The sequence below is a fragment of the Hoeflea sp. genome (assembly GCF_039975035.1).
Lineage (GTDB): Bacteria > Pseudomonadota > Alphaproteobacteria > Rhizobiales > Rhizobiaceae > Hoeflea.
This window is the reverse complement of record NZ_JBDWHW010000243.1, coordinates 1-12,502: the sequence shown is the minus strand read 5'-3', so window position 1 is coordinate 12,502 and position 12,502 is coordinate 1. Positions and strand designations below refer to the sequence as shown.

The window sequence follows — 12,502 nt, the reverse complement described above, 5'->3', positions numbered from 1 at the left end:
CTTGGGGGAGAAGGTGGACCGACGCGCAGCGGCGAGACGGATGAGGGGGCGGCCGCGCAAAAGATCCCTCATCCGTCAGCTGCGCTGACACCTTCTCCCACAAGGGGAGAAGGGAGGGCCGGCGGCACCCGAATGCTCCCTCGCCATCGCTACACCAAAAACGGCGAGAACATCGACAACATCACCGACCGGGCGCTCAAGCAGTTCCCGCCGGCGTATGGCAAGCACCTTCCTTCTCCCCTTGCGGGAGAAGGTGGATCGACGCGCAGCGGCGAGACGGATGAGGGGTGGCCGCGCAAAAGATCCCTCATCCGTCAGCTGCGCTGACACCTTCTCCCGCAAGGGGAGAAGGGAGGGGCGGCGGCGCCTCAGGCAGCCCGGTTGGGTGCGGCCCGGCGGGCGGTTTCGGCGTCGAGGCGGAAGTTGGCGACCAGATCGGTGAGCTGGGCTGCTTCCTGGGCCAGGGTGTGGCTCGAGGCGTTGGTCTGCTCGACCATGGCGGCGTTCTGCTGGGTCATCTGGTCCATCTGGTTGACCGCCGTGTTGACCTCCCCGAGACCGGTGGCCTGTTCGCGGCTGGCGGTGGCCATGGCGCCGACATGATCTGAAATTTCCTCGATGCGGGCGATGATGCGGGTGATCGCCTCGCCGGTCTCGCCGACCAGGGAAACACCGGAGCGGACCTCGTCGCCCGACGCGGCGATCAGTTGCTTGATCTCCTTGGCGGCACCGGCCGAACGGCCGGCAAGCTCGCGCACTTCCTGGGCGACGACGGCAAAACCGCGGCCGGCCTCGCCGGCGCGGGCCGCCTCGACGCCGGCGTTGAGCGCCAGCAGGTTGGTCTGGAAGGCAATCTCGTCGATGACGCCGATGATCCGGTTGATCTTGCCCGAGGCATCCTCGATGCGGCTCATGGCATCGACGGCGCGGGTGACCACCTCGCCGGAAGCGCGGGCATCGCGGGCGGTTTCGCCGGCGAGCTTGTCGGTGTCGGTGGCGCGGCCGGCGGCAGCACGCACGGTGGCGGAGATTTCCTCGACGGCGGCGGCGGTCTGTTCGAGCGAGGCTGCCTGCTGCTCGGTGCGGCGGGCCAGATCATCGGCTGCCGAGCGGAGCTGGCCTGAATTGTCGCTGATCGAGCGGGCGTTGTCGCGGATATGCTGCATGGCGCCGCGCATGCGGTCGACGGACTCGTTGAAATCCACACGCAGGCTGTCGAGCCCGCTGGCAAACGGGGTGTCGATGGTGGAGACCAGATCGCCCTGCGAGAGATTGCGCAGGCCGGCGCCGAGCTCACCCACTGCAAAGGCCAGCTGCGCGTCGGCTTCGGCTTTCGTGGTGTCGGCCTGCTCCCGCGCACGGGCCGCCATTTCGCGGTCGCGGCTGCTTTCGTCCTCGATGCGGATCTTGTCGATGGCGCTCAACTTGAAGACATCGAGGGCGCGGGCCATCTCGCCGATCTCGTCGGCGCGGCCGCTGTCGGCGACATCGACATCAAGATCGCCGGAGGCGACGTCGCGCATGGCCGAGACCAGACGGCGGATCGGGCCCTTGAGCGCGGCGATCAGCAGGACGGCGGCGGCAAGGCCGAAGCCGCCGATGACAAGGGCGGCGGTCAGGGTGAAGCCGCTGGCGCGATCCTTGACCACTTCGGCGCCGCGCTGCTGGCTGCTGGCGAAATCGAGAACGCTGTTCCAGGCCTGGTTGATGCGTGTCTGGGCCTGTAGGAACAGCGCGGTTTCGGCTTGCTGTTTGGCGACAAGATCGGCCATCAGCGCCGGAATGGTGACGGATTTGGCGCTCCATTTGGCGCCGATGGTTTCCATGACGGTTTCGCCGCCATTGGAAAAGGCAATCAGCTGGATGCTCTGGTCAACCGCGCTCAACCGCGCGGCCACCGCCTCCGCATAGGACTGCTCGGGCATGGCGACGAAATGCACCATCGCCAGTTCCAGCGCCGACAGATGCGCCAGAAACTCGCGGCTGTCGGTGATGATCTGCTGGCCCCTGAGAATGGAGGCGTCGAGTTCGCCGAAGGTTTCGGTGGCCTGGCGGGCAACCTGGGAGGCGAGACCCTGCAGCATGATGCCGGCCGGGCGCAGCGCATTGGCGAATTTCTGCAACTCGATCATGCCGGCTTCGCCGACCACACCGTTGTCGAGCGTGGCGAGCAGGCCGCCCATGTTGTCGGCGATCATGCTCTTGACCACCGGCTTGGTCGCCGGGATCGCCTTGGGCAGTTCGCGGTTCATCGCGGTGATGGTGGGTTTGAGATCCGCGGCGGCCTTGAACGCCGCTTCCGGGGTTGCGGCCTGCGAGATGGTGCTGGAAATATCGACCACGGACAAGGCGCCGCTGGTGAGCTGGTCGGCGGCGCGAAGCTTGCTCTTGGTCTCGTCCTCGGCGGCGGTCAGTTGCTGGCTGACCGTCTCGATCTGGTCGTTGAGGCGGCCGCGGACCGCCTCGATTTCTCCAAAGGTCTCGTCAAAGGCACCGTGGATGGCCTGCACCTCGCCATGCAGGGCCCACAGCGCGTCAACATCGCCGCGAAGTTCACCGGCGAGTTCGGTGGAGCGTTTGATGGCTTCGGATTCCTGCGGATTGTCGGCCAGCAGCAGGACCTTTTGCATGCGCTCGAGCTGGTCATCCAGGCTCTGCATGACGGTGGCGCGCTTGTCTTCATTCTGGTCATGCAGGAAATTGGTCATTCCGGCATAGGCTTCCTTGAAGCCGCTGAGGCTTTCGATGCTGGCGCTGGTGCCGGTCAGGCGCCCGCCAAGCAGCGAACCGGTGTACAGGTTGATCGCGGCAAGACCGGCCATGCCGGCAATCAACGGCATGACCAGAACAACGACCTTGGTCTGGATGGAGAAACGGGCAAGCAGCCTGTCAATGTTCATAGAACGAATCCTGCGGGAAGGGCCGGGAGACATGCGGGCAGACCGCCAAGACAGGGTGCATCATGCAGGAACGCCACGGTATCGCCGGGCGTGCGTCCTCCCTTCTTTCGTCATGGTGGCATTGCCGGGTTAACACCACCTGAACGTTTGTCTGCGAAATTCGAGGGCAAAGGACCCGGTTCCGGTGCTGCGCGCACGGCGCGACGATGCGCGCCAGGACCGTGGCTGGCGCGGCGGCGAAAAACCTCTATGATCGCGCCATTAGTGGCTAGCACATGGTGATTTATGGCATCCCGAAAGTCCGGCAAACCGGCTTCATCCAAACCGGCGGCGCAAGCAGCCGCGCCCAAATATCTTGACGCCAAACGCGGCGTCGCCAACTGGACCCAGGCCACCGAATGGCTCAGGGTCCGCGGCATCGAGGACATCGAGTGCATCACGCCGGATTTCGCAGGCGTTGCGCGCGGCAAGATGATGCCATCGTCGAAATTCACCTCGAACACGTCGCTGTCGCTGCCTTCGGCGGTGTTCCGGCACACGATCTCGGGCGAGTATCCCGAGGAAACCGGCGATTTCCGCTATGATCCGCTCGACGGCGATCTCAAGCTGATGCCGGATCTGTCGACCCTGTCGGTGGTGCCGTGGGAAAGCGACCCGACGGCGCAGGTGATCTGCGACATGGTCACCACCAAGGGCGATCCGGTGGCCTACACGCCGCGCAACGTGCTCAAGCGGGTGGTCGATCTTTATACCGAACGCGGCTGGAAGCCGGTGGTGGCGCCGGAAATCGAATTCTACCTGGTGGCGCAGTCAGACGATCCGGACTATCCGCTGCAGCCGCCCAAGGGCCGCTCGGGTCGGATGATTACCGGCGGGCAATCCTATTCGATCGCCGGCGTCAACGAGTTCGACGAACTGGTCGACGACATCTATGATTTTTCCGACAAGCAGGGGCTGGAGATTGACACGCTGATCCACGAGGAAGGTCCGGCGCAGCTGGAAATCAACCTGCGCCACGGCGATCCGATCGAGCTTGCAGACCAGGTGTTCCTGTTCAAGCGCACCATCCGTGAAGCGGCGATCAAGCACGGCATGTTTGCCACCTTCATGGCCAAGCCGATGCAGGAATATGCCGGTTCGGCGATGCATATCCACCAGTCGGTGGTGGATGCGAAAACCGGCAAGAACGTGTTCTCCAAGGCCGATGGCGATGCGAGCGAGGCGTTTTTCAACTTCATCGGCGGAATGCAGCATTACGTGCCCAAGGCGCTGGTGATGATGGCGCCCTATGTCAATTCCTACCGGCGGCTGACGCCCGACATGGCCTGCCCGGTCAACAATGCCTGGGGCTATGACAACCGCACCACGGCGTTCCGGGTGCCGCATTCCGAACCGGTGGCGCGGCGGGTGGAAAACCGCCTGCCCTCGTCGGATGCCAATTCCTACCTGGCGCTGGCGGCATCGCTGGCCTGCGGCTATCTCGGCATGGTCAACGGCATCGTGCCGAGCGATCCGGCCTACAAGACCGTCAATGAAGGCTCGGTGGATCTGCCGCGCGGCCTGCTCGAGGCGGTGTCGCTGCTGGAGAGCGAGCCGTCCTTTGCCGAGGTGTTCGGCCAGGAATTCATCAACACCTATGCCGGGGTCAAGCGTGGCGAGTTCGAGACCTTCATGCAGGTGATCAGCCCTTGGGAGCGCGAGTTCCTGCTGCTCAACGTTTAAGAAGTGCAAGACATGACCTACCAAAACCCAATCGCACCGGGTGTCTCGTTTTATGAGGCCACCCTTGGCGACCGACCGACCTATGCCGCGCTCACCGGGCCGGCGACCGCCGATGTGGTGATTGTCGGTGGCGGATTTACCGGCCTGCAGGCGGCCTATCACCTGGCGGCAAGCGGCAAGGACGTGGTGCTGATCGAGGGCGCGCGTTTTGGCGATGGCGCCTCGGGCCGCAACGGTGGACAGCTCGGCACCGGCCAGCGCGCCTGGGTGGAGGAAATCGAGGCCGATTTCGGCCGCGACGGCGCCATCCGGCAATTTGCCGTCGCCGAGCGGGCAAAGGCGCATCTGATGGAGTTCGCCAGCGCCCACGGCATCGAGGCCGATTACCGGCCGGGACAGATCTCTGCGGCGCACAAATCCGCCTATGTCAAGGATTACCGGGATCACGCGCGGGTCATGCGCGAGGAATTCGGCTACGAGGGATTGAGCTTTGTTGACCGCGAGGCGCTGGCCGAGATGCTGGGGTCATCGCGTTATCATGGCGGCACCCATGATGCGGGAACCGGGCACATCAATCCGCTGAAATATGTCGTCGGACTGGCCCGCGCCGCGGCAGCTGCCGGCGCGCGGTTGCACGAGGCCACTCGGGCGCGCGGGATTTCCAGTTCGGGCGGCATCGTGACGGTGAAAACCGACGCGGGCGACATTGTCGCCGGGCGGGCGCTGATTGCCTGCAACGCCTATATCGAAGGGCTGGAACCGGTGACAAGCGCGCATGTGATGCCGATCCGCTCGTTCATCGGCGCAACAGTACCGCTGGGCGACGACAGCCCGGTGATCCCGGGCGGTGAGTCTGTCGACGATTCGCGTTTCGTGGTGCGCTATTTCCGCAAGAGCGCGGATGGACGGCTGCTGTTTGGCGGGCGCGAAGCCTATACCTCGGACAATCCTGCCGACATCTCGAGCCATATCAGACGGCAGATCGTCGAGATCTACCCGGCGCTTGCGGATGTCGAAATCACCCATTCCTGGGGCGGCTCGGTGGGCATCACGCTGTCGCGGCGTCCGTTCGTGCGCGAGGTGATGAAGAATGTCACCTCGATCGGCGGCTTCTCCGGGCACGGGGTGATGCTGTCGAACTATTGCGGCAAGCTTTATGCCGACCATGTGCTTGGCGGTTCGGACGATCTGGAAGTGATGCGCGACCTCAGGGTCGGCCCCTTCCCCGGCGGCTCCCGCTTCCGCGCACCGTTGCTGTTCCTGGCGCTGACGTGGTTTTCGCTCAGGGACAAGTTTTAGAGGGGCGGAGCTAACGCGCGTCGCGTTGAAACGGATTCAGGTGACGCGCGTCAGTTCTTTGTTAGTGCGTGTCGTTGTCGCAAAACCGCTGCAGATTTTTGCGCGACACCCATCAGCGGTCAGGCCGCACGCCGGGCTTCGGCGCATCGCTTCAACCGCTCGCCCATGGATTTTTCGCCGGATGCAATGGCATCATTGGCCTCTTTGACGACAAGAGCCTCTATCAGGGCGTCTTCGCTCAGTTGGTCTCGCGAGTAAAACCACTGCGCCACTGACGGCCAGAGCCATAGCGGGCGATCATCCGTCACTTTGGCGACTGGAGCGGGAAAACCCACCCCGCGGTCGCCCTTCGCATACAATGAGACAGCGGCCCGCGAAACACCAACCCGCGTGGAGATATCCGACAAGCTGACCAATGGGTCGGGTTCAACCCGATCAACCACTCCACCCACACTTGTCACATCTTCAATGGCTGACGAAATGGCCGCATCAACGGACCCGGCTTCTCTGGCAAAGTCGACGATGATGTGCCCTTTCTGGAAGGACACCAAGGCATCGTCGCATCCGCCGTCATAAAACCTGGATTCAAAGTCATCGGCCTGCGGGTCCAGCCCAGAAGCGATGATACTGAATTCATAGGTCTTCATTATCCTGCTCCTTTTGTTTATGTGGACACCTCGCTACCGCGCGGTAAATCTGCCTCGCGTGGTTGCCGGCATTCCTCGGTGTCCCGTTTACGCCGAACTGGCACCCGTCACGGTCAGCGTGAGCGCAATACAATCGCCCCCAATGCCCCTGTTTTCTGAAGGTCCAGCCTTCGGATTCGGCATGGGCGACCGCTTCCTCAACCTCCTTGTTGGGGTGGCGTGACCTATGCATCGCGTAATTCCAATATGGCGTTGCCGTTAACATATGTCAACACTTTATGTTCCGGCATTTCAACTACGACATTGCCATCAAAATGCACCACGCCGTGGCCTCCTCCCTCGTCAACGACCTGGGCACGCGCAATAGGCGCGAGTATCAAGCGATACTACAACCGACTCAAATTTGTGCAAAGATTTCGAAATGGCCGCGCCTCGCCTTGACGTGCCTCGTGAGAGCCATCCGCCAAACTTGAAGCAGCAAAAATGCATCCGCCGCCTTCTTGGCTCTGGCTTTATCTAATCGATTAGATTATGTCTGTGGCACCGTTCACGGACAGGATGCCTCCCATGAGCCAGATCATCATTCCGGTCGACCCGTTCGACTATGTCGTCTTTGGCGGCACCGGAGACCTTGCCGAGCGCAAGCTGCTGCCGGCGCTGTTTCACCGCCAGCTTGCCGGACAACTGACCGAGCCGACCCGGATCATCGGCGCCTCGCGCTCGCAGATGGATCATGAAGGCTACCGCAGTTTCGCGCGCGACGCGCTGAACGAGCACCTCAAGGGCGAGGAGTTTGACGAGGAAGATGTCCAGAAGTTCCTGGCGCGGCTTTATTATGTCGCGGTCGACGCCAAATCCGACAAGGGCTGGTCAGAGCTCAAGGAACTGCTTGCAGAGGGTGCGGATCGGGTCCGGGCATTCTACCTCGCCGTCGGGCCGGCCTTGTTTGGCGACATTTCCGAAAAAATCCGCTCCAACGGACTGATCACCGAGCAGACCCGCATCGTCGTGGAAAAGCCGATCGGACGGGATCTCCAATCCGCGCGCAAGCTGAACAAGACCATCGGCGAAGTGTTTGACGAAGAGCAGATCTTCCGCATCGATCATTATCTGGGCAAGGAAACGGTTCAGAACCTGATGGCGCTGAGATTTGCCAATGCGCTCTACGAGCCTTTGTGGAACTCGGCCCATATCGACCATGTGCAGATCACCGTGGCCGAATCCGTCGGGCTTGAAAGCCGCGCGGGCTATTACGACAAGGCCGGTGCGCTCAGGGACATGGTGCAGAACCATCTGGTGCAGTTGCTGTGTCTGGTCGCCATGGAGCCGCCGCCGTCGATGGACGCGGAAGCGGTGCGTGACGAGAAACTCAAGGTGTTGCGCTCGCTCAAGCCGATCACCGAAAGCAATGCCGACAGCGTGACGGTTCGCGGCCAGTACAAGGCCGGCGCCTCGGCGGGCGGAGCCGTCAAAGGCTATCTGCAGGAGCTTGAAGGCGGTGTGTCAAACACCGAAACCTTTGTCGCCATCAAGGCGGAAATCAGCAACTGGCGCTGGTCCGGCGTGCCGTTCTATCTCAGGACCGGCAAGCGGATGAGCGAGCGGATCTCGGAGATCGTGGTGGCGTTCAAACCGATCCCGCATTCGATCTTCGGCAGCGGGGCCGGACGGATTACCGCCAACAAGCTGGTGATGCGGCTGCAGCCCGACGAGGGCGTCAAGCAGTGGATCATGATCAAGGAGCCGGGTCCGGGCGGCATGCGGCTGAAACATGTGTCACTCGACATGAGCTTCGCCGACCGGTTCGAGGAGCGCAATCCGGACGCCTATGAGCGATTGCTGCTGGATGTGATCCGCTGCAACCAGACCCTGTTCATGCGCCGCGACGAGGTGGAAGCGGCATGGAACTGGGTCGACCCGATCCTGACGGCGTGGGAAGAGACCGGCCAGCCGGTGCAGCCTTATACCGCGGGCACCTGGGGGCCGAGCCAGGCGATTGCGCTGATCGAACGCGACGGCAGGACCTGGCATGAAAGCGACTGATGTGACGCAAGCCAACATAAGGCAATCAAATTTCGGCAGCGGTGCTGACCTGGCCGAAGCGCTGGCTGACAGGGTGGCGGATGCATTGGCCATGGCGATCACGCAGCGAGGCAAGGCGACGCTGGCGGTTTCGGGCGGCAACACGCCCAGGGCCTTCTTCGCCGCCTTGTCCAGACGCGAGATTGACTGGGACAAGGTGACCGTGACGCTGGTTGACGAGCGCATGGTGGCGCCAGCGCATGAGCGGTCGAACCATCGCCTTGCCAGCCTGTTTCTGTTGCAGAACCGGGCGGCGGAGGCCGGGTTTGTGCCACTTTACAACCGTAACGGCGATGCCGCGGCGGTGGCGCAGGCCGCCTCGCAGGCCATCGATGCGCTGGCGCTGCCACTCGACGTGGTGGTGCTCGGGATGGGAACCGACGGACACACAGCCTCGTTCTTTCCCGGCGGAACAACGCTTGGCGCGGTGACCGATCCGGAGTGCCGCCAAAGCGTCATGACAATCGAGGCGCCGGGTGCGGGCGAGCCGCGGCTGACGCTGACGCTGCCGCGCATTGTGGAAGCAGGACTGATCGTGCTCCATATAGAAGGTGACGAGAAGCAGGCGGTTCTGGCGAAAGCGCTGGAGGCCGGAGCGGAAGCCGAAATGCCGGTGCGCGCCGTGCTGCACCATGCCGGCACACCTGTCGAGATTTACTGGGCGCCGTAGCGCCAGGCCGGCCAGCGGGCCGGGCCCGGCGTCACCAGGCGCCAACGGGGGCGAAGAGCCCCGTCACAACCTGAACAGAAGGATGCCAGCCATGACTGTCGATCCCCGCATTGCCGCCGTCACTCAACGCATTGTCGAACGCTCGAAGCCAAGCCGCGAAACCTATCTCGACCGGTTGCGCGAAATGGCCGGCAAGGGGCCGTACCGCTCTACCCTGTCGTGCGGCAACCTGGCCCACGGCTTTGCCGCCTGCGGACCAGCCGACAAGGCCAGCCTGGCGGGCGACGTGGCGCCCAATCTGGGCATCATCACCTCCTACAATGACATGCTCTCGGCGCATCAGCCGTTCGAGACCTATCCGGCGCTGATCCGCACGGCGGCGCATCAAGCCGGCGGCGTGGCGCAGGTGGCAGGCAGTGTGCCGGCCATGTGCGACGGCGTCACCCAGGGCCAGCCCGGCATGGAGTTGTCGCTGTTTTCGCGCGACGTGATCGCGATGGCGGCGGCCGTCGGGCTGTCGCACAACATGTTCGATGCGGCGGTCTATCTCGGTGTTTGCGACAAGATCGTGCCGGGGCTGCTGATCGCGGCGCTGAGTTTCGGACATCTTCCCGCGGTGTTCATTCCGGCCGGACCGATGACGACCGGGTTGTCCAATGACGAGAAGGTGCGCATCCGCCAGCTTTATGCCGAAGGCAAGGTTGGCCGTGCCGAGCTGCTGGAGGCCGAATCCAAATCCTACCACGGTCCGGGCACCTGCACGTTCTACGGCACGGCCAATTCCAACCAGATGCTGATGGAGATCATGGGGCTGCACACGCCGGGTTCGTCGTTCATCAATCCGGGCACGCCGCTCAGGGATGCGCTGACTGCGGAAGCGGCAAAGCGGGCGCTGGCGATCACTGCGCTCGGCAACGAGTTCACCCCGGTGGGCGAGATGATCGACGAGCGGTCGGTGGTCAACGGCGTTGTCGGCCTGCATGCGACGGGCGGGTCGACCAACCACACGCTGCATCTGGTGGCGATGGCGCGGGCGGCGGGGATCCAGCTGACCTGGGAAGATATTTCCGACCTGTCAGACGCGGTTCCGCTCCTGGCGCGGGTCTATCCCAACGGGCCGGCGGATGTGAACCACTTCAACGCGGCTGGCGGCATCAACTTCATGATCGACCAGCTTCTCTCGATCGGGCTGCTGCATGAGGATGTCCGCACGGTCTGGGGCAAGGGCCTGTCGGCCTATGCGGTGGAAGCCAAGCTCGGCGAGAACGGAGCCGTGGTGCGTGAGCCGGTGTCCAAGACAAGCGGCGACGCCAAGGTGGCGGCAACGGCGGACAAGCCGTTCCAGCCCAATGGCGGGTTGAAGATGCTGACCGGCAATCTGGGCAGGGGCGTCATCAAGATCTCGGCGGTCAAGCCGGAACGCCATATCGTGGAAGCACCGGCGCGGGTGTTCAATGATCAGGCGCAATTGCAGGCAGCCTTCAAGGCCGGCAGCCTGACCGGAGACTTTGTCGCCGTGGTGCGCTTTCAGGGACCAAAGGCCAACGGCATGCCCGAACTGCACAAGCTGACACCGCCGCTCGGGGTTCTGCAGGATCGCGGCCAGAAGGTCGCGCTGGTCACCGATGGACGCATGTCGGGAGCTTCGGGCAAGGTGCCCGCCGCCATCCATGTGACGCCCGAGGCCGAGGTCGGCGGGCCGATCGCCCGTATCCGCGACGGCGACATGATCCGCCTCGACGCGGTGGCAGGGACGCTCGAGATCTTGCTGCCCGCCGACGAGTTCGCCGCACGCAAACCGGCCACAGTCGATCTCAGCCACAATGAATGGGGTCTGGGACGGGAGTTGTTTGCCCGCTTCCGCGAAAACGCCGGAACCGCCGACGAAGGCGCCAGCGTGTTGTATTAGGACTTGATCTGGAGATCCCGCGGTGTCCGCGTCAGCATGGAGGCCGCCGGCGGTCTACCAGGACCGCAGGTCGAGAACCCGGTCACGATGGGCCGGATGATCGCTGTAGACAAATATCCGGTTCATTTCCCTTTCGGTGACCAGCCGCAGGAACCGCACCTGAATGGTGTCGTTGGTGTTGATGCGCGTCACCACGCAGCCGACCTTTGAAATCCGCGCTTCCGGAATATCGAGGCAGAACTGCTCGGGAATGGTGAACTGGGTGACAATGCCGAGAATGGCGCTGCTCGGGGAAATGGCAAGGATGGTGCAGCGGCGCGATGCCATGTGCATGACACCCTTCTCGGTATATTCGATCCGGGCATGATTGAGCGTCGGCTCCATCGGAAACCGCGTCTCGCGGTCGTACATGAAGGATTCTTCCCTCTGCAAATAGTGAGATCCCGAAATTGTCATGGTGCGCCCTCATCGCTTGTGTGCCGGTTATCCGGTTGCCTTTGAGCCAAATTTTACCAAACGAGATTTAACAGAAAATGATCATGTTCTGATTCCGCCGCCGCGACGCCCCGGTGATGCGCGGATCGACCAGGTGCTGCCCCTCGGACCACGCCGACCAGATGATCGCCCCGGAATCGGGTGGCTCGATACATGTTGGTGTGTGTATTTTGGCAGTCGGACCGCCGAAATCCGTGAAAGATTGATCACATTCGGCCATAAACGATCACGCGATGCGTGACCTGGCGTGAGAATTGACCCACATGCCGTCAGGTCGCCCGGCGACCTGGTCAGCGTGGCAAGGTTTTTAAGACCGGGAACGCCGAATTCGACCCCGTTGCAGTGATCACAAGCGCCCGATTGTGAACGGTGCGGGTCTCGTCCGGTTGACGCAAATGATCCATCCGCGCGCTCCATTTCATTCTAATTATTTGATTTTACAGGATTTAAAAAGTTCCATCACTTGAATGGCGACGACCCAATCACGCGCCGGGCACGCGCCGCTCACATTCATGTGGTTCGCAAGTTATCCGTCAAAGCTCCACATTCAACTCATCGAAACGGCGCGGCCCGAACGACAACACAGACGGGACGCACGCTTCAAACAAAATCGCAGACGGACACTTGAACCGACACACAAAGGAAAACGACCATGAACAAGATCATCATCGCCCTCGGCCTGACACTCGCAGCTTCCACCGGCGCTTTCGCACAGTCCAGCGCACTGGACGCCTATGTTCCCCAGGCACAAAACACTGCCGCGATCGACTACACCGCA

General features: G+C 62.7%; 9 protein-coding genes. 6 read left to right on the top strand and 3 right to left on the bottom strand.

What is annotated here, in order from left to right; all coding sequences use genetic code 11:
* A partial coding sequence (locus ABJN75_RS21750; protein ID WP_348441714.1) for a hypothetical protein occupies positions 1 to 327 on the top strand: 327 nt, incomplete at its 5' end.
* Positions 328 to 368: 41 nt separating this feature from the next.
* Here ABJN75_RS21750 and ABJN75_RS21745 read toward each other — a convergent pair.
* Positions 369 to 2,900 (bottom strand): methyl-accepting chemotaxis protein, encoded by a 2,532-nt coding sequence (locus tag ABJN75_RS21745; protein WP_348441713.1) that lies wholly within the window; start codon positions 2,898 to 2,900, stop codon positions 369 to 371.
* 285 nt (positions 2,901 to 3,185) lie between these two features.
* Here ABJN75_RS21745 and ABJN75_RS21740 point away from each other — a divergent pair, with 285 nt between their 5' ends.
* The gene (locus tag ABJN75_RS21740) at positions 3,186 to 4,622 is read left to right on the top strand and encodes a glutamine synthetase family protein (protein ID WP_348441712.1); all 1,437 of its coding nucleotides are present in this window, start codon (positions 3,186 to 3,188) and stop codon (positions 4,620 to 4,622) included.
* Positions 4,623 to 4,634: 12 nt separating this feature from the next.
* Positions 4,635 to 5,921: an FAD-binding oxidoreductase gene (locus ABJN75_RS21735; protein WP_348441711.1), complete on the top strand. Its 1,287-nt coding sequence runs from the start codon at positions 4,635 to 4,637 to the stop codon at positions 5,919 to 5,921.
* Positions 5,922 to 6,040: 119 nt separating this feature from the next.
* Here the strand turns inward: ABJN75_RS21735 and ABJN75_RS21730 are convergent, their stop codons facing one another.
* Entirely contained in the window at positions 6,041 to 6,568 is a 528-nt protein-coding gene (locus tag ABJN75_RS21730) for a hypothetical protein (protein WP_348441710.1), read from the bottom strand.
* Between the two features lie 567 nt (positions 6,569 to 7,135).
* On the opposite strand from ABJN75_RS21730, the gene zwf reads away from it, so the two are divergent.
* The 3 genes from zwf (at position 7,136) to edd (ending at position 11,229) form a co-directional block, all read left to right on the top strand.
* Positions 7,136 to 8,611: a glucose-6-phosphate dehydrogenase gene (gene zwf, locus ABJN75_RS21725; RefSeq protein WP_348441709.1), complete on the top strand. Its 1,476-nt coding sequence runs from the start codon at positions 7,136 to 7,138 to the stop codon at positions 8,609 to 8,611.
* Positions 8,598 to 9,320: a 6-phosphogluconolactonase gene (gene pgl, locus ABJN75_RS21720; RefSeq protein WP_348441708.1), complete on the top strand. Its 723-nt coding sequence runs from the start codon at positions 8,598 to 8,600 to the stop codon at positions 9,318 to 9,320. The genes zwf and pgl overlap by 14 nt, the downstream gene beginning before the upstream one ends.
* Before the next feature lie 91 nt (positions 9,321 to 9,411).
* Entirely contained in the window at positions 9,412 to 11,229 is a 1,818-nt protein-coding gene (gene edd, locus ABJN75_RS21715; RefSeq protein WP_348441707.1) for a phosphogluconate dehydratase, read from the top strand.
* A gap of 54 nt (positions 11,230 to 11,283) precedes the next feature.
* Here edd and ABJN75_RS21710 read toward each other — a convergent pair whose 3' ends face one another.
* Positions 11,284 to 11,640: a hypothetical protein gene (locus tag ABJN75_RS21710; protein ID WP_348441706.1), complete on the bottom strand. Its 357-nt coding sequence runs from the start codon at positions 11,638 to 11,640 to the stop codon at positions 11,284 to 11,286.
* Between the last annotated feature and the right edge of the window lie 862 nt (positions 11,641 to 12,502).